Origin of the sequence: Dyadobacter psychrotolerans (assembly GCF_004349265.1) — a bacterium.
GTDB lineage: Bacteria > Bacteroidota > Bacteroidia > Cytophagales > Spirosomataceae > Dyadobacter > Dyadobacter psychrotolerans.
Genome location: NZ_SMFL01000010.1, coordinates 120,034 through 137,503, shown reverse-complemented (window position 1 = coordinate 137,503; position 17,470 = coordinate 120,034). Strand labels below are relative to the sequence as shown.

Below are 17,470 nucleotides of genomic sequence, written 5' to 3'. Positions count from 1 at the left end.
TTTTATTCTTCCCTGAATGTAGTGATTGTCATTGTTTGATTATGCAGCTCGCAAAAGACATTTTTATTGAAAGGAGCAAGCTCGCCGTAAGAGTAAAAACCGGCTATCGAAGGTTTTCCCAATACTTCTGAAACACTTTCCACCTCTTCTTCCACAATCTGTTTTAATACCAGTTTGCGGCCAACGCAGCTTACCAGAATAGCAAATTCCGGTGCTTCTCCGCGGCCTTCCATGGCAATTCCTGCGGCCTCTTCGGCTCCCGTGATCAGGCGGTCGTTATTGGCTTTCATCAGCCTTACAAACGAACCCTGAGGGATATCACCTGCGAAGGTCAGGCTTTTCTCCTCTTCGTTAATTCCAAGTATTGTCCTTACTACCGGCGCACGGTCTTCACTGTCGCGCATACTAAGCGGAAATAAAAGTCCCGATGCAGGAAGGTCTTTTGCACGGTCTCCCAGGAAAGATTTATAAAGGTCAAGAGCCGGTTCGCCATCGATTTCGAAGAGAACATTTTCGTGTGACCGGGTCACCAGCCTGTCGAGTCCAAAGCTGTCCCAGCCACCGCGAGAGCCAAAATCTATGGAAATAGAATCGCCATAAAAACCAATGGCAGCAACGTTTTCTGTGGTAATAACACCGTCTGGCTCAACGATAACTGTTTTGCTGAATTTGGCGCCGTCACCTGCCAGTCCGCCCGTAATGGTAACATTGGTAGCAAGTCCGGCACGCATACCTTTCACCAGATCGGTGCCGTTTACGCGCAAACCGTCGGAAACAACAAAAACGTGTTTAAGGTTTTCTGTCGGAAGATGGGAAACCAGTGTTTTTCCTGTTTCAAAGCTGTTAAAGTCAACATCCGTAAGCGATACTTTTGCGGAAGCGAGCGGCGTGTTGTCGAACTGAATCGCAGAAATAACGATGGTATTGTCAGTAACAGATTCACCAGCAATTTCACCTGCGGTGGAGCAACCTGAAAAGATGGCATCCGGATACAATTCGTGAAGCTGAACGGTAAGATTGGTATTCTCAAGAAGTTCTCTGTTTCCAAAAACAAAGATTAAATCAGGAGCAAAAGAGAATGGTTTAACAGAAGTTTCTCCTGTATAGACAAGCTGTTGGGTTTTCATGCTGAGAAGGAGGTGTTGAGTTTTAGATGAACAAGTTACAAAAAGTTTCGCCGTAAAAAAAAGTGGCAGCAAGGCCCGGAAATATACTTTGTTTTAAGAAGGAGATTTCAGTTAAATGATACTTGCTTTTAACTAATTGAAGGAAACGAAATCCCTTTTATTTTCCTGAAAAGTTCAACTGCATAAAGATCCGTCATACCGGAAATGAAATCCAGGACGGTCTGAATCCGGGAATACTCGTCTGTATTTTTTGTGATAAATTGCTTTGGAATAAGCTCGACCAGCTTTCTGGTATAATGAGAATTATTGTTCAGATAAGCAGGTATAAATTCTTCCAGCAATCCGCCCATCACCTTATAACCGGCAACTTCAATTTGTACAACAGAAGAGTAATTGTAGATTTTTTTTATTGATATGTGTTCAATATCCTTCATGACAGACCTGTAAGGCTCATCAATTTCGTCAATAAGACTGTAATTGAAGTCTCCGTTTAAGATACTTTCCTGTTCCCTGTAAAAAAGCTCTGAGCACGTTGTGATCAGAATGTTGATGGCTTTTGCCCGAAGCAAACTGATTTTGGCATCGTCGTCGTCAATGTCGGCGAGTCGTGCAGGAAGATTCGGGTCGTTGCACAAACGTAACAACAAACTTTCCACATCGTTGTATGACAAAATTTTAAGCCGGTGCGCGTCTTCCAGATCAATAATGTTATAACAAATATCGTCGGCTGCTTCCACCAGATATACAATCGGGTGTCTTTTGTAAACCAGCGGAGAATCCTGCACCTTTTCCAGACCAAGATCCATCGCTATCCGCTGAAAACCCTGCTGTTCGGATTGAAAGAAACCGTATTTTTTGGTGTAAATTTTTGACTTGTCGTGGCCCGCTGCTGCTTCGCAGGGGTACTTCGCAATAGAGGCAAGGGTGGAGTAGGTGAGAGCAAAACTGCCATAACCTTTTCCTGCATAAGGATGTGTTAAAATCCTGAAAGCATTGGCGTTTCCTTCAAAATGAGTCAGGTCGGCCCATTGTGCCCCGGTAACTTTATCTTTATAAATCAGGCCTTTATCATGTGTAAAATAATGGGAAATTGCTGCTTCACCAGAGTGTCCGAAAGCTGGGTTTCCCAGATCATGCGCCAGGCAGGCTGCCGCAACAATGTTTCCAATTTCACTGATCAAAGGAAGCCGGTCGTCGATTCCTGGTTCTTCCTTTTTTAATTTATTATAAAAAATCCTTCCCAAAGACCTTCCCACACTGGCAACTTCCAGACTGTGTGTGAGCCGGTTGTGAACAAAAACGCTTCCTGGTAAGGGAAATACCTGTGTTTTATTCTGAAGCCTGCGAAAGGGGGATGAAAAAATCAGCCGGTCGTAGTCGCGCTGGAATTCGGATCTTGCCTCGGCCTGGTCTTCTATGTATTTGTCTTCGCTTCCCCACCTTTTTGCAGAGAGTAATTTTTCCCACTTCATTGTTCAACGTTTATATAAAGCAAATCTAACTGCTTTTGGCGAAATAATACGGTTAATGATAATGATCACGAAAGTCTGAAACAGGTTCGATCTGAGTTCAGGAGTGGTAGTTTTCCGGATTAATTTCCTTTTGAAAACAGATGAAATTTTATACTTCTTATCACTCTTTCAAACCAGACGTTAATTAAAATGAATATGCGGTTTTCCAAATATTTACTGATTAAAAACTTAGGTCTCATTGCTCTGTTTTTTACTCTGTCGTTTTCGGTAAAGGCACAGGTAAAAAAAAAGGATCCGGTTTTGGCTGTGAAAATGGCGGAGGTTGTAAGCGGTTTTTTGAAAACATTAAATACGGAACAAAGGCAGCTGGCGGCTATTGAATTTGAAGACGCTCTTCGTTTTGACTGGCATTTTACGCCCAGAGACCGGAAAGGGCTTCCACTCAAAAAAATGGATGCAGAGCAGCAGAAGTCCGCAATGGCTATGATCCGTTTGGTTTTAAGTGATGAAGGATATGGCAAAGCACAGCAGATCATCGATCTTGAAAACGTTTTGCGGGTGATTGAAAACCGTCCGGCGGATGACACGTATCGAGACCCTGAGAATTATGCTTTTCTTGTTTATGGTATTCCGGGTAAAGATCCCTGGGGATGGCGGGTAGAAGGGCATCATTTGTCGCTGCATTTTACCGTAATCGATGGCAATGTCGATTTTACTCCCGGATTTATGGGAAGTAATCCGGGTAAGGTTCTGGCTGATGTTCCGCAAAAAGGAAGAACAATATTGGCCGATGAACAAAATATTGCATTCGATTTATTACGTACAATGAGCCCGGTTCAGCTTGAAAAAGTACTGATAGGAAAAAGTGCTCCCAACGAAATTTTTACATCAAACAGCCGGAAAGCTTCACTTGAAAAAATACAGGGGATTTCTATGAAAGAAATGAACGCGGAGCAAAAAGTGATTTTCGGAAACCTGATTCTCTCATATTTAAAGCGCTACCATGTTACATTGAGAAACCAACAATTAAGCCAATTGGCAAAAGCAGGTCTGGACAATATCCACTTTGCCTGGATGGGCGACCAAACTCCGATAATTGGTGCGGGACACGGGCATTATTACCGAATCCACGGACCCACATTTCTGATAGAATTTGATAACACCCAAAACGGAGGAAATCATATCCATTCCGTCGTACGGGATCTTACCAATGATTTTGGAGAAGATATGTTAAAGGCGCATTATGCCAAAGCACATCGCTGATTAGTCCCAACTATTAGTCAACACAATTTTGCCGATATGACTGCCGCCATCGATCAGTTCATGAGCCAGATGTGCTTCCGCCATTTTGAATTGTTTAAAAATTACCGGTTTAAACTTTCCGGATTCTATTACCGGCCATACATTTTTTAGAATGTCTGCGGTTAGTGCACGCTTGAACTCAGCATCCCGGCTGCGCAACATGCTTCCGGAAATAATCAGGCGTTTTTTCATAACCAGTCCAAAATCAACAGGATCGGCGGGGTCGGGCTTATTTCCTTTCATCAGATTAATGAAAATCATCCGGCCTTCTTCACGAAGTAACCTGAGATTTTTGGAGATGTAATCACCGCCAACCATATCGAGAATCACATCCACGCCGTCGTCTTTGAGTTCTTTTTCAAAATCCTGCATTTTGTAGTTAATACATTTATCTGCTCCAAGTTTTAAACACGCATCACATTTTTCATCGTTTCCGGCTGTCGCAAAAACTTTGGCACCAAAGGCCTTGGTTAATTGAATTGCCGTAATCCCGATTCCGCTGCTTCCGCCGTGTACCAGAAAATGTTCGCTTGCCTTTAAATCCCCTCTTTGAAATACATTTTGCCAGACGGTAAAAACCGTTTCAGGTAAAGAAGCAGCTTCTGCAAAACTGAAATTTGACGGGATGGGTAAACATTGTCCTGCGCTGACAGCTGCATATTCATTATAACCACCTCCCTGCAAAAGCGCACAAACCGCATCACCCTCTTTCCATCCGGTGACCGCCTCTCCGCATTTTTCGATGATACCTGAAACTTCCAGGCCGGGAATGTCAACAGAAGCACCAGGAGGAGGCGGATAAGATCCTTTGCGCTGAAACACATCCGGACGATTGACGCCAGCCGCATATATTTTGATGAGAACCTCGTTTGCCGAGGGTTCCGGAATTGGTCTTTTTTGTATCTGTAAAACTTCCGGCCCGCCTGGCCGGGTAATAACGACGGCATTCATTTGGTTATCCATACTTCCATTTAAGTTTGTTTCAGACAACCTCTTTCCCGAACGGTGTGAAAGACAGGCTCATCAGCTTGAAGTGCTGTTTTGCAAAGGGTAGTCCGATTATGGTTATGGCAAGAAGTATTCCAAAGAACAAATGGGTCAGCGCAATCCAGATACCGCCGATCACAATCCAGATGATATTAAAGATCGTAGACAAACAGCCTGTATTACCAGGCACTTCCCGCACTTCTCTTCCAAAAGGAAACAGAGTTAAAAAACCAATTTTAAAGCACTGAATACCAAAAGGAATACCGATGATCGTAAGACAAAGTACAAATCCGGAAAGAATGTATTGCAGAAAAACGAGAAATCCGCCAAAGACGAGCCAGATAATGTTACCTATTAAGTTCATAACTAATGATGTTATTTGCCTGCAATGATAGCTTCTTTAACCGAAAAGGAAATTTATTTTTGACAGACGGACAGAAGATTATTTCATCGGGCTTTTAACCAGTTATTCAACGGATTACTTCCAGTTGTTGATTTTTAGTTTTTCAAAAAAATCAGTTTCCTCAATTTCCCTTACTTCACCTGGCTGTAAATCTCCTAATTCGAGATTCTCAATACTAACGCGGATCAGTCTTTTGCAGCGGTGGCCGGCGACGCGCACCATTTTTCTAACCTGATGATATTTCCCTTCGGTCAGGGTGATTTTTAGCCAGGTTACCGGTACATTCCACAGTTCGGCTTTGGCTTTTGGAAGCCATTCAGGGCGATCTATAATCTGAACATCACAGGGAGAAGTAGTATAATTGATACCGCCTTTGATCCTGATAGCGATTCCCGAACGAAGCAGTTCCAGCGTTTCCTGACTAACCAAATGGCCCACCAAAACCAGATAAACTCTTTCGTGCGGCGCTTCTCCCTGAAAGAGAAGATTGGTAACCTTTTTGTTTGTTGTGAGAATTAACAATCCTTCCGAATGGCTGTCGAGGCGGCCGATTGCGTGTATTCCTTCCGGGAATTCGAACTTAAGATTTCCCAGCAGACCCACGTCATCAGGACTGACAAACTGGGAAACCATGTTGGCAGGTTTGTTGATAATAAAATAACGATGGGAACTCATTGGTGGCGGAAATTGAAACTTCCGCAAAATTGAACAATTATCCCGGATTTAAGTGCTGTGATTAAATTGCCGTTATTTCAAATGTTCATTGAGCAGACGTGATACTTCTTCCGGCTGTCCGTAAACCATCAAATGCCCCCCTCCCTCAATTCTTATGTCGGGCTGTACAAGGTTGATCGGAATTAATCTGTCGGCCGTTCCGTGAATATGAAACAGGTTTGGTGCTTTTTCTTCCCGCTTCCAACCACTCATCCTGGCAAGTGCCCATTTCAGAAACCGGCTGTCCGTATCGTGCAGGATATCTTTAAGAAGTGTTTTAAGTTCCGGCGTGTCGGCGCCAAAATATTTGTAAGTCTGTTTGTTGGCGGATTTCAGTATAGGCGCTGCGAAAGGAGAAAGTAACAAAAACCGGATTAATCCGCGGTTAAATTTAGAAACAGGTACGCCCGTTGATGTGCTCGAAATAATGATAACCTGTTGAGGATGTACAATTTCAGAAAGCTCCGACGCGATGATTCCGCCAAAGGAAAGACCAACCAGCCGAAAAGGTTTGGCGGTGTCGATCTGTGTCACCAGCCGTCCTGCGTAATGTTTCAAAGTTTCTCTTCTTTCAGGTTTTATCCATTCGATGTGGTTAACTGAAATCCGGCTGTCTAGCTTTAACCTGCTGAAAACACGCTTGTCAGCGCCCAATCCGCTTAGGAAATAAACATTGACCGTTGGATTTGAACTGATAGAAAGTGAATTACCAGATTCTGAGGTTTTGCTGTCAGGCTCCGGCAAAGACACTGAATTCTGAGCGCTTGCGAAAGTGGTAGTGATAATAATTGTGAATATTAAAATGAACAGATGCCCGACAGATGAATTCATAGTAAAACACGGATTAGGCTAGATATACGCACCAATCCGGATTTAAGATTAGAGCTTCTGATTTGTCAGTCAGCGGGCAGCTCAATAAGCACGGTTGTTCCCGAATGCACAATACTTGAAACGCTTATTTTTCCGCCATTTGCTTCAACATATTCTTTGCAAAGCATCAGTCCAAGTCCGATTCCCTTTTCACCATTCGTGCCATAGGTGCTGTTCTGCGTGTAGGTAAACAGTGTTGCCAGCTGTTCACTCGTTATTCCGATGCCGGTGTCTTTTACACGTATCTGTACAATTGATTTCAGCGCATTTCCTGAAATATCAATTTCACCGTTAGCCGGTGTGTATTTCATCGAATTGGTGATGATATTTCTGATTACGATATGCAACTGGTCTTTGTTTGCACGCACAAATAAACCAGCCGGAATTTTGGAGGTTATTTTAATTTTTTTGGTAAATGCCTGGGGAGCGATAAGCTGAACGTTACGGTCAACAACATCAAGCAGTTTAATCGGCTCCGTTTTTCCCGGACCCTGTTTTGTAAACGAATTCGTAGCCCAGCGTAATAAATTTTCCGTAAGCTCGCTAACTGAGTCCAGCTGTTTTAGTAAACTTTCTCTCACAAGTGCCCGTTCCTTCTCGCTAAGTTCTTCATCCAGAAGTGAAGAAGTAAGTCCCTTTAGTGAAGCAATCGGGGCGCTCATGTCATGAGAAATGATTGCCAGAATTTTATCTTTTAACCGGTTGGATGCTTTTAATTCAGCAATGTACTTTTCTGAAAGAGCCTGACGGTCCGCAAGTTTAACTTCTGTTGCTTCATCATTTTTACCAATTAAACTTATTTCCCTAGTTCTGTCCGTATGTTGGTTTAAATCTGATTCATTTGATTTCAGATCCAAAATATCTATTTCAGGAACAATGATTTTGGTTTCGGAGGGCAAAAACGTCAGAGAATATAACCAGCCCAGCTTATCGTCCTGCTCCGAGGTAATCATCAAACTGGTTCGGCTATCCGGCTTGGATGTTAATTGTATTGATAATTTTTTTGAAGAAAATGTTTGATTTTTTAATTCGGATAGCACCTGAAAAAGATGCTGTCTTTTATCAGAAGCGATGAAATCTGTCCAGTCTGTTCCTGAGGTCTGTGATAGACTAAGGCCTGTTAAATTCCGGAAAAGGGAGTTGGCAAACAGAAAGTCATAATTCTGATCAATGAGAAGTATTGCCACAGGTATATTTTGCAATATCCTGTAATGCAGACCCTTATTAATATCAGAAGTCGTGTCCATCTTCGCTATTGGTTGAAAAGCACTCATCGACATCATTCCTGTCAATGTAATATCGAAGATTTCTAGCTGCGTTGATCGGCCCCAAAAGCGAATTAAATCATCACTTTTCTTGTCCGTTTCTATATTGATGTAAGATAATTATTACATCGGCTGCTAAATTAAATAGAATTAATTTGATAATAAAGCTAAATAAGTTTTATGAGGTCGATTTTATCAGAAAATGATACTTATTTTACGAAACTGTACCTGATTCCACCCATGAGCCATCTTCCGGGCATCGGTGAGCCTAATAAATCACTATAGTTTTTGTCAAATACATTATCGGCCTGAACAAAAATGCCCAGCGTTTTCTTCAAAAAGGCATATTCAGCTTTTGCATTCATGACAAAATATTCTTTTGAAACAACGGCCTGCAAAGAAGTAGCCTCTTGTTTTGCCCTGCTTTTATACAGACCGTTTACACTAAACGAAAAACCTGCATATTGGTACAGAACAGAAAAATTGGTCAGCAATTTGGCGTGAGAAGAAATATAAAAAGTGGGTGTAACATCACTGCTTTCACTGCTCAGTTGCGTAAACCCCGCCGTAAGCCACAGTTTTTGGTTTTCAGCAATTAACCGGGTGTATTGTACGTCAACCTCAAATCCGGTTGTGTTGACTGTCGCTATATTTTTGGCTAATGCATAAGTACCAGCGGGAGTCAGGTTCTCATTTCTTGGCATTTGAGCATAAGGCGTATTGGTGTAGTCGATCAGGTCTTTTTGAAGTCTTTGAAAAAATGTACCTGAAAGTTTGAAATCGCGGAGAAATAAATCAGCTCCTGCTTCATAGCTAAACGACCGTTCTGCTTTCAGGTCGGGGCTGCCTATTTTGTTTCCTGTTGTTACAATAGGTTTGTTGTAATTATTGTACCGCTCGGTAAAATCAGCATCACGAATTGTTTTTCCGGCGCTTCCACGAATTTGAAGTATGTCTTTTTTGTAGGAAATATTAACCTGCGGCACAGCTTCGGTGCCGATCCGCTCCCGCCAGTCAAAACGGATAGACGGACTCACTGTCAAATATCTTCCGATTCGTTGGGAAAATGAAACGAAAGGAGCCAGCTGATTAATTGAATGATCACCTCTGTCGTTTGAAGAGATGTTTTTATTCTGATAATTCAATCCGGTTACCAGTGTTGTGTTTTCTGTGAAAGTCTGCTGCCAGGTGAAAAGTCCCTGCCAAAGCTGCGATTTGCTGATATTTTGAATGGACCGGGTATTAAACAGATATTGATCTTTCACATATTTATAACCTCCATCCAGGGAAAAAGCAGATTTACCTTTTTTATATCCGACTTTTAACTGGTTCCAGGAAGTTTTTACCTGTTCGTTTGCTGTGTCGGCAATTGAAGTCGTATAAAAATTCTGCGCAGCAAAATCCCGGCGATCATAAGAACTCCGAACCGCGACGTTCCAATCATTTGAGAGTGCATAATTGGCAGAAACCGAAGCCGTATTGTTATGAAAATACCCACGTGAGCCCCGCTGCTGAACACCATCGGCATTGTTAGAAACCAACCCGCCCGAAACAGCCAGTTTATTTCTTTGAACAAAAGCGCCAACATTGGCATTTCTTAAACCATATTCACCACCTGTTAATCCGAGGTTCAAAGCTGCTTTGTTTGAGGAACCGGCCTCCTGATCACCGGATTTCAGTTTTGCGGCAAATGCTTTTGAAATAACATGAACAACTCCGCCAACGGCCTCAGAACCATAAATAGATGAAGATGCTCCTTTCAAAACTTCGATTCTTTCAATTTCAGAGGAAGCAATGGGGATGTAACTATTAAAATGTCCTGTATTGGGATCGTTTAGCCGCAAGCCATCCAACACAACCAACACTTGCTGAAACGTTCCGCCACGAAGTACAATATCACTCTGTGATCCCATCGGCCCGCGCGCCTGAATTTCCAGACCCGGAACATACCGTAGCAGATCATCGATGGAATGAACCGGCAAATTTTGAAAATATTCTCCTTTGATCACCGCAATATTTCTCCCCGTTTCCGAGGCGCGTTTTTCAGTCAGGGAAGAGGTTACAGTAACCGGGTCAAGAGAAATTTCCTGTGCAATGATATTTTGGGAAAACAGAATGGAAAGTACAAGTAAAACCTTTGGTAAATAATTTTTCATTTTGCATTAAAATAACCTGGGTATTGATTTAGTGATAATTTCAAAAAGCTTATTGCGAGCTGTCTGATACAAAACTACTATCTTGCCGGACTGTTAACATGCTCCGGTTTTGATATTATGAGTAGTCCGGTTGAAATTCTGCTTAAAAGCTTGCTGGTAATAGACAGGTTGTCTGTTACGCCGGTTTATATTCAAATTGCGCGTAAAATGACGAGTGCTATCCAGCGTGGTGTGCTTGTGCCAGGTGTTAAACTTCCCGGAACGAGGATGCTGGCTGAAATGCTGGAAGTTCACCGAAAGACAATAGTCGCCGCTTACAACGAAATTGACGCGCAGGGTTGGATAGAAACCTTACCGAACAGGGGAACCTTTGTTACCAAAAAGGCACTTGTCATTCCCTCCGAACCCTTAAAAAATGGTTTGGATTATATTTCTTCTCATCCCCAAAGAGCAGGTTTTTTATTTAGGGAAAGCATGTTGCTGGACCGGTCTGTTTCCGTTTCCAGAACCGAGCTTGAATTTACGGACGGTCTTCCGGATGTACGTCTTGCTCCGCTTGACAAACTTTCAAAGGCTTACGCAAGTGTGCTAAAAAGAAAAAACAATAGCCGCTTGCTGGGTTATTCGCATGTGGAGGGAAACGAATTTTACAGGGAAGAACTCAAATCTTACCTGAACAATACGCGTGGACTTCATATCAAAAAGGAGAACGTGATGACGACCCGCGGAATTCAGATGGGTATTTACCTGGCATCCATGCTTCTGCTCGAACGGGGTGATCATGTGGTGGTTGGTGATCTGAGTTACTATGTTGCAAACATGATTTTTCAACAGGCCGGGGCAAACATACTTTCTGTGCCGGTGGACGAGCACGGTATTTCCGTTGAATCGGTCAAAAAACTGTGCGAAACGAAAAAGATCCGTTTGTTGTACCTGACGCCACATCATCACTATCCGACCACGGTGACGTTAAGTGCCGAGAGGAGGGTAGCACTTTTAAATTTGTCGGTTCAGTATGGTTTTGTTATTCTGGAAGACGATTACGACTATGATTTTCATTACCACAGCAGCCCGGTTTTACCTTTGGCAAGTGCAGATGCTTCGGGGATGGTGGTATATGTAGGATCGTTTTGTAAAGCGATGGCTCCGGGGCTGCGTGCCGGTTACATCGTTGCGCCGGAGAATTTTATCGTGGAATTGGCAAAACTGAGACGAATTATTGACCGTCAGGGTGATTTGATGATGGAACAGGCATTGGGAGAAATGCTGCGCGAAGGTGAAATTCAAAGACATCTGAAAAAGGCGCAAAAGGTTTATCATGAACGCCGAGATTTGCTTTGCAGTTTACTGAAAGACAAGTTTGAAAATGAGCTTATACATAGCCTGCCACCCGGAGGTCTGGCCGTTTGGACAGAATGGCGAAAGGATATCAACCTTATGAAAGTAAGCCGGGAGTGTCTTAAGAAAGATCTTCATTTACCCCAAACTCTTTTGTTTCAGACGGGGAAACTCAGTGCCGTCAGGCTGGGTTTTGGAAATCTTGATGAAGTTGAAATGAAAAGGGCACTCGATATTTTGGAGCAAGCCGTAAAGAAATAATACACATTACTTTACGATTTCGTAATCTCCGGCTGGCAGTATAATTTGTGTAAAACCGGCTTTTTTTGAAGTTACCCATTACCAAAACGGGACATCTTCATGAATCGTCGCAAATTCCTCCGTATGTCGGCCACTGCAGGCGCCGCTCTCAATATGCTGCCTCCGCTCATTCGAAAAGCGCTTGCTGTGGATGCGCACAATCTCAGCAAGTCAATTAAAGATGTTGAACACATTGTGATCCTGATGCAGGAAAACCGCTCCTTTGACCATTATTTTGGTTCCATGAAAGGAGTTCGCGGTTTTGGTGACCGTTTTCCTATTCCCCTGGAGAGCGGCAAACGTGTTTTTCTGCAGTCGGATGGAAAAAGAGAAATAGCTCCTTACCGCGCCGATAAAAAAACGGTTAATGCAGCTTTGATTAATGGAACGCCACATGATTTTCCGGATACCCAGGCCGCATGGAACCAGGGAAAATACGGCTTCTGGCCTATGTTCAAGACTCCGTATTCAATGGCTTATTACACCCGTGAAGAAATTCCGTTTCAATATGCACTTGCTGAATCTTTCACCATTTCAGATGCCTATCATTGTTCGGTAGCAACCGGCACAGATCCAAACAGGATTATGTTTTGGTCTGGTTCAAACTTCAACCCTGAAAAAAGAGCTGCCGGAATAAATTGTACGGATGCAGACTCTGAACCTGTAAACCTGCGGTGCTGGCCCGAGCATGTGGCAGGTACCGAAAAGCCGGGAAACATGCCTGAGCCGGGTTATACTTACCGCGGTTCATCATTTAAGTGGGATACAATTCCGGATGTGCTGGAAAAGGCAGGGATAAGCTGGCGTATTTATCAGGATCCGAATGATAACTGGCAGGGGGCCATGCATGGCTGTCTGGCTTTTGAAAGTTTTAGAACTGCCAAACCCGGTTCCCCCATTTACGAAAACGGAATGAAACACTGGTCTCTGGATGACCTGACCACACACGTAAAAAATAAAACTTTGCCGCAGATTAGCTGGATACTTCCGTCCCAAAGTGCATCTGAACATCCCAGCGGTCCTTCCAGTCCGACAAGAGGAGGGGACTTTACACAACAGGTTTTAAAAGCAATCACTTCCAACCCGGAAGTCTGGAGTAAAACCGTTTTCTTTTTAACCTTTGATGAAAACGATGGTTTATTCGATCACCTGCCTGCACCGGCTGTGCCTTCATATAATTTGGACGGATCTCTGGCGGGAAAATCTACGATGGATCTTGCGGGAATGTATTTCAACAACCAACATGGAACGGAGAAATTTCCGGATCCATTTCAGGCTGGCAGTACGCAGCGAACCCGGTTTTATCAGGACAAAAGAGATACCATTTCAGGAAATATAAGGCCGTGGGGAATGGGCCCCCGTGTGCCCATGTATATCATTTCGCCATGGAGCAAAGGTGGCTGGGTGGATTCTCAGGTAACTGATCATACTTCTGTCGGGCAGTTCATTGAGAAGCGGTTTGGTGTATCAATCCCTGCGATCAGTCCATGGCACCGGGCGATAAGCGGCGACCTTACTTCGGCTTTTGATTTCATTAACCCCAATGATCCTGTTTTTCCAAAATTACCCGATACGAGCAAATACAGGGAAATAGAAGAATCTTCAAAATCGCTGCCGCGGGCATCAGCACCAGACATTCCTGCAAGATTATATCAGGAGAAAGGAACACGGTTTTCGCGGGCTTTGCCTTATGAGCTGCACACGCATGCAACAGTCATTTCAAAGGGAAAACTCAGGCTTCACTTTGAAAATACAGGGAAGGCAGGGGCAGTTTTCCATGTTTACGATCTTTTACATCTCAATAGAATTCCCCGCCGCTACACCGTGGAAGCAGGTAAAATGTTAACTGACGACTGGAATGTTGACGAAAACATTGGAGCGTACTCGCTGGAAGTTTTTGGACCAAATGGTTATTTCCGGTCTTTTTCAGGAAATGCAGATCAGCCTGAACCGGAAGTGAAAATTGTTTATGTTCCTGTGAAAGGTGCCATCACTTTAAAGGTTATTGGAAATAAGACTTCGGACGTGCTGACTATAACATCAAATGCTTACCGGAACGATGGTCCCTGGACATTAAAATCAACCTCTGAAAAAACCTGGCTGTTGGATAAAAGCGGTAACTGGTACGATTTCACGGCAACCATTTCCGGAGATAGGAATTATCAGCGCAGGTTTGCAGGCCGGGTGGAAACAGGCAAAAATGGTGTGAGTGATCCGGAGATGGGTAAAAATATATAAGTAATGTCTGTTCAAAAATCAATTTTTATCAAACAGATTTAAGCTTATGGAATTTTTATATAAATACTATTACACCTTTTATGTTTTACATCAAAAGGATGTAACCGAAGGCAGAAAACCCGGTCTGGCCTGGTTGTCTACGATGTTTCAGCTAACCGTTGGGATTGGTTGTCTAATGATGGGTGCCACAATGTTAATATTACACCTGACAGATTTAGTTGAGGTATCAAAGGAATATAAAACTTCCAGACTTATAATTTTTCTTGTATTTACAGCTGGTCCTTTTTCACTTCTTTATAACTTACTTTTTAATTATTTCCGGGTTTCAAAAGAAACGGGCAGGACTGATAATTCAAATTACGAGATTACCCGGTTCTGGAAAGTCTTCTTTTGGATATTTTGGGTAGCTTCCTGCTTTCTACCCTTTTATGTGGCCTTAATTGCAAATGGATACGGTTTTTCAAATCTCTCTGAAATTCCCTGGTCACCCAAAAACTGAATGTGGTGAAACATTTTAATCCGTCCACAAAGCCTTTAACATACAAACACTGCGATCCTGATCGGCATATTGAGTGAAATTGTTTGTAATGGTGTATCCGCTCTTTTGGTAAAGCTCAATAGCAGCAGGCTGCCCTTTACCGGTTTCCAGAGCCGAATAGGTATATTTTAATACAATTGCCCAGGTTTCCAGCTCATAAAGAATCCTCGAAGCAATTCCTTCTCCCCGGCGTTCGGGAACGACAAACATGCGTTTTATTTCAACTGAATCTTCATTGAATTTTTTGAAACATCCGCAGCCGACGGGCACTTCATCTTCGTATGCAACTACAACCGTTTCCAGATTTTCGATGCGATTGTATTCTTCAAAATCTTCCTTTTTGGTGCCGTAAATTTCGCAAAGCTGCACATCAAGCTGCTGCGTTAAAAGTTGAAAATCGGGGTTGTCACTGTTGGTTCTTACTATCTGAAGCATAGGAAAATTTGTATAGGATTAGCAGGTTTTCATTACCGGTTTGGCGGTTATTTCACCATAGACCGGTGGCCCGCCCCGTCCGACGGCTTTTTTGCCGTCGGACGGGTTAAAAAGGTTTTGAAATAATAATTAAAATAAATGCTATGAATGGATACTTACCAGAGAATTTTTTGTTGTTTAACTACGAGCCAACAATGCGAAATAAACCTGACTTGCTGGTAATTATGAGGACTTCACCGGAAAACTGTTCGTAAGAAAAGACCGGGTTTTTCGTTAAATTTATTTGGAATCATCAGACTGACTTATCATACATATCATAATGGCAACAAAAATCAAAGAAGTAACTGCGACTCCACAGGAACTCACGGCAGACAAAATTACAGAATTGTACATGCATTATTGTCTGGAGAATAATAAAAAGCCGGAATCGGTTTATTTATTCTGTAAACAAAATGGCATTGTAGAAAAGGACTTTTACAAATATTTTTCTTCCATCGATTCGATAGAAAAAAGTGTTTTTGTAAGTTTTCACGGATTAACATTACAGCTTATTAACCAGAGCGGTGACCTTACTTCACTTAGCTTTCGCGACAAACTGCTGACTTACTATTACACTTATTTTGAAATACTTACAGCAAACAGAAGTTACGTCGTGTTTGCTTTGAGCCAGGATAAAAACAGGCTGAACGGGCTTCTGAAACTAAAAGAATTCAGGGCTCATTTTAAACAATATATTTCAGAAACGAGCGCGGGTTATCTTAAAGTAAAAAGCGAGCGGATCCGCAAAGCACAGCAGGATGCACTGGAAGAGGGTGCCTGGATACAATTTCTGGTTACACTGAAATTTTGGCTGGACGATGAATCCCTGGGTTTTGAAAAAACAGACCTTTTTATCGAAAAATCAATCCGTGCAACGTTTGACCTGATCGACACCACACCGCTTGAAAGCGTGATCGATTTTGGTAAATTTTTAATTAAAGAAAGACTGAGGTAACGAATGGAGACCATAGACAGAATTCCAACATCGAAAATACAGCGTGCAAGTAAACTGATCACCACCGGCGTGAAAATCGGAGGTAATTATTTAAAATATTACGGTGAGAAAATCACAAGTCCGGAAACTGCCCGCGACAACCTGAATACCAACAACGCGGAGGATATTTATGACGGGCTGAAAAACCTGAAAGGAAGTGCCCTGAAATTTGCTCAGATGCTGAGTATGGAGAAGAATTTTCTGCCTCAGGCTTATGTCGAGAAATTTTCGCTATCACAATTTTCCGTTCCGCCGCTTTCTGCTCCGCTGGTTATCAAAACGTTCAGAAAGTATTTTGGCAAATCACCTTTGGACATGTTTGACACTTTTGATGCCAATGCAATTAACGCAGCAAGTATCGGACAGGTGCATAAAGCCACTGCTGACGGAAAACAGCTCGCGGTGAAAATACAATATCCCGGGGTTGCTGAAAGTATATCTTCTGACCTGGCTTTGGTAAAACCGATTGCCATGTCAATGTTTAATATTCAGGCAAAAGATTCGGATAAGTATTTCAAAGAGGTTGAGACCAAACTTTTTGAAGAAACAAATTATACGCTTGAACTGGCTCAGAGTAATGAAGTAGCAAGAGCCTGCGCACACATTCCGAATCTGATTTTCCCCAAATATTATGCAGAATATTCCTGTGAGCGTGTACTCACGATGGATTGGATGACAGGCAAACATTTGTCTGAATGGTGCAAAACCAACCCTTCCCAGGAATCTGCCAATAAAGTTGCACAGGCACTATGGGACTTTTACATGTTTCAGGTTCACCAGCTTAAAAAAGTACATGCGGATCCGCATCCGGGAAATTTCCTCGTTGATGCTGATGAAAACCTGATCGCGATCGATTTTGGCTGTATGAAAGCAATTCCTGATTCCTTTTATCATCCCTATTTTGAGCTGGCGGAAAAAGAAAATCTGGATAATCCGGCTATTTACAAGGCAAAATTAATTGAACTTGAAATTTTGCTTGATAAGGATACACCAGCTGAAACTGTCTATTTTTCAAACCTGTTTTATGACGTTTTATCGTTGCTGACGCAGCCTTTCCAATCGGAAACATTTGATTTTTCTGACGAAACTTTCTTTGGAAAACTTGCTGAACTGGGCGAAAGATATGCGAATGACAAGGAGTTGAAAAAGATGAACGTAAACCGCGGTTCAAAACACTTTATTTACATCAACCGTACATTTTTCGGCTTATTCAGCCTGCTTCACGATTTGAAGGCGACGGTTAATACGGGGCAGAACAGGCATGTTAATGTTTTGATTTAGTCGACGTTTTT

General features: G+C 42.6%; 15 protein-coding genes. 6 read left to right on the top strand and 9 right to left on the bottom strand.

What is annotated here, in order from left to right; genetic code table 11:
- Nucleotides 1–2: 2 nt before the first annotated feature.
- Nucleotides 3–1,127, bottom strand: a complete 1,125-nt coding sequence (locus tag E0F88_RS23560) for an FIST signal transduction protein (protein ID WP_131960743.1) — start codon at nucleotides 1,125–1,127, stop codon at nucleotides 3–5.
- A 128-nt stretch (nucleotides 1,128–1,255) separates the two neighbouring features.
- Complete coding sequence (locus E0F88_RS23555; protein ID WP_131960742.1) at nucleotides 1,256–2,599, bottom strand: deoxyguanosinetriphosphate triphosphohydrolase; 1,344 nt, start codon at nucleotides 2,597–2,599, stop codon at nucleotides 1,256–1,258.
- Between the two features lie 189 nt (nucleotides 2,600–2,788).
- On the opposite strand from E0F88_RS23555, the gene E0F88_RS23550 reads away from it, so the two are divergent.
- Nucleotides 2,789–3,862, top strand: a complete 1,074-nt coding sequence (locus E0F88_RS23550) for a DUF3500 domain-containing protein (protein ID WP_229213882.1) — start codon at nucleotides 2,789–2,791, stop codon at nucleotides 3,860–3,862.
- Here the strand turns inward: E0F88_RS23550 and E0F88_RS23545 are convergent, their stop codons facing one another.
- The 6 genes from E0F88_RS23545 to E0F88_RS23520 form a co-directional block, all read right to left on the bottom strand.
- Nucleotides 3,863–4,864 (bottom strand): NAD(P)H-quinone oxidoreductase, encoded by a 1,002-nt coding sequence (locus tag E0F88_RS23545; protein ID WP_310589730.1) that lies wholly within the window; start codon nucleotides 4,862–4,864, stop codon nucleotides 3,863–3,865.
- Between the two features lie 19 nt (nucleotides 4,865–4,883).
- Entirely contained in the window at nucleotides 4,884–5,252 is a 369-nt protein-coding gene (locus E0F88_RS23540; protein ID WP_131960741.1) for a YccF domain-containing protein, read from the bottom strand.
- Between the two features lie 114 nt (nucleotides 5,253–5,366).
- The gene (locus E0F88_RS23535; protein ID WP_131960740.1) at nucleotides 5,367–5,966 is read right to left on the bottom strand and encodes a pseudouridine synthase; all 600 of its coding nucleotides are present in this window, start codon (nucleotides 5,964–5,966) and stop codon (nucleotides 5,367–5,369) included.
- 72 nt (nucleotides 5,967–6,038) lie between these two features.
- Nucleotides 6,039–6,836, bottom strand: a complete 798-nt coding sequence (locus E0F88_RS23530; RefSeq protein ID WP_131960739.1) for an alpha/beta fold hydrolase — start codon at nucleotides 6,834–6,836, stop codon at nucleotides 6,039–6,041.
- Nucleotides 6,837–6,901: 65 nt separating this feature from the next.
- A complete protein-coding gene (locus tag E0F88_RS23525; protein WP_165940136.1) occupies nucleotides 6,902–8,122 on the bottom strand; it encodes a sensor histidine kinase in 1,221 nt (406 codons plus the stop codon).
- 227 nt (nucleotides 8,123–8,349) lie between these two features.
- Nucleotides 8,350–10,296, bottom strand: a complete 1,947-nt coding sequence (locus E0F88_RS23520; RefSeq protein WP_131960737.1) for a TonB-dependent receptor plug domain-containing protein — start codon at nucleotides 10,294–10,296, stop codon at nucleotides 8,350–8,352.
- 117 nt (nucleotides 10,297–10,413) lie between these two features.
- Here E0F88_RS23520 and E0F88_RS23515 point away from each other — a divergent pair, with 117 nt between their 5' ends.
- From E0F88_RS23515 to E0F88_RS23505, 3 genes are all read left to right on the top strand, one after another.
- Nucleotides 10,414–11,895, top strand: a complete 1,482-nt coding sequence (locus E0F88_RS23515) for an aminotransferase-like domain-containing protein (protein WP_131960736.1) — start codon at nucleotides 10,414–10,416, stop codon at nucleotides 11,893–11,895.
- Between the two features lie 99 nt (nucleotides 11,896–11,994).
- On the top strand, nucleotides 11,995–14,172 hold the full coding sequence (locus E0F88_RS23510) for a phosphocholine-specific phospholipase C (protein WP_131960735.1): 2,178 nt from the start codon (nucleotides 11,995–11,997) through the stop codon (nucleotides 14,170–14,172).
- 46 nt (nucleotides 14,173–14,218) lie between these two features.
- The gene (locus E0F88_RS23505) at nucleotides 14,219–14,671 is read left to right on the top strand and encodes a hypothetical protein (protein ID WP_131960734.1); all 453 of its coding nucleotides are present in this window, start codon (nucleotides 14,219–14,221) and stop codon (nucleotides 14,669–14,671) included.
- Between the two features lie 15 nt (nucleotides 14,672–14,686).
- Here E0F88_RS23505 and E0F88_RS23500 read toward each other — a convergent pair whose 3' ends face one another.
- Entirely contained in the window at nucleotides 14,687–15,145 is a 459-nt protein-coding gene (locus E0F88_RS23500; RefSeq protein ID WP_131960733.1) for a GNAT family N-acetyltransferase, read from the bottom strand.
- A gap of 319 nt (nucleotides 15,146–15,464) precedes the next feature.
- Between E0F88_RS23500 and E0F88_RS23495 the strand changes: the two genes are divergently transcribed.
- Complete coding sequence (locus E0F88_RS23495) at nucleotides 15,465–16,139, top strand: TetR family transcriptional regulator C-terminal domain-containing protein (RefSeq protein WP_131960732.1); 675 nt, start codon at nucleotides 15,465–15,467, stop codon at nucleotides 16,137–16,139.
- Between the two features lie 3 nt (nucleotides 16,140–16,142).
- Nucleotides 16,143–17,459: an ABC1 kinase family protein gene (locus E0F88_RS23490; protein ID WP_131960731.1), complete on the top strand. Its 1,317-nt coding sequence runs from the start codon at nucleotides 16,143–16,145 to the stop codon at nucleotides 17,457–17,459.
- Nucleotides 17,460–17,470: the final 11 nt, after the last annotated feature.

Excerpts from the sequence above, each read along its gene's own strand:
- E0F88_RS23560 (WP_131960743.1), bottom strand. The coding sequence starts at position 1,127 with ATGAAAACCCAACAGCTTGTCTATACAGGAGAAACTTCTGTTAAACCA.
- E0F88_RS23555 (WP_131960742.1), bottom strand. The coding sequence starts at position 2,599 with ATGAAGTGGGAAAAATTACTCTCTGCAAAAAGGTGGGGAAGCGAAGAC.
- E0F88_RS23550 (WP_229213882.1), top strand. The coding sequence starts at position 2,789 with ATGAATATGCGGTTTTCCAAATATTTACTGATTAAAAACTTAGGTCTC.
- E0F88_RS23545 (WP_310589730.1), bottom strand. The coding sequence starts at position 4,864 with ATGGATAACCAAATGAATGCCGTCGTTATTACCCGGCCAGGCGGGCCG.
- E0F88_RS23540 (WP_131960741.1), bottom strand. The coding sequence starts at position 5,252 with ATGAACTTAATAGGTAACATTATCTGGCTCGTCTTTGGCGGATTTCTC.
- E0F88_RS23535 (WP_131960740.1), bottom strand. The coding sequence starts at position 5,966 with ATGAGTTCCCATCGTTATTTTATTATCAACAAACCTGCCAACATGGTT.
- E0F88_RS23530 (WP_131960739.1), bottom strand. The coding sequence starts at position 6,836 with ATGAATTCATCTGTCGGGCATCTGTTCATTTTAATATTCACAATTATT.
- E0F88_RS23525 (WP_165940136.1), bottom strand. The coding sequence starts at position 8,122 with ATGGACACGACTTCTGATATTAATAAGGGTCTGCATTACAGGATATTG.
- E0F88_RS23520 (WP_131960737.1), bottom strand. The coding sequence starts at position 10,296 with ATGAAAAATTATTTACCAAAGGTTTTACTTGTACTTTCCATTCTGTTT.
- E0F88_RS23515 (WP_131960736.1), top strand. The coding sequence starts at position 10,414 with ATGAGTAGTCCGGTTGAAATTCTGCTTAAAAGCTTGCTGGTAATAGAC.
- E0F88_RS23510 (WP_131960735.1), top strand. The coding sequence starts at position 11,995 with ATGAATCGTCGCAAATTCCTCCGTATGTCGGCCACTGCAGGCGCCGCT.
- E0F88_RS23505 (WP_131960734.1), top strand. The coding sequence starts at position 14,219 with ATGGAATTTTTATATAAATACTATTACACCTTTTATGTTTTACATCAA.
- E0F88_RS23500 (WP_131960733.1), bottom strand. The coding sequence starts at position 15,145 with ATGCTTCAGATAGTAAGAACCAACAGTGACAACCCCGATTTTCAACTT.
- E0F88_RS23495 (WP_131960732.1), top strand. The coding sequence starts at position 15,465 with ATGGCAACAAAAATCAAAGAAGTAACTGCGACTCCACAGGAACTCACG.
- E0F88_RS23490 (WP_131960731.1), top strand. The coding sequence starts at position 16,143 with ATGGAGACCATAGACAGAATTCCAACATCGAAAATACAGCGTGCAAGT.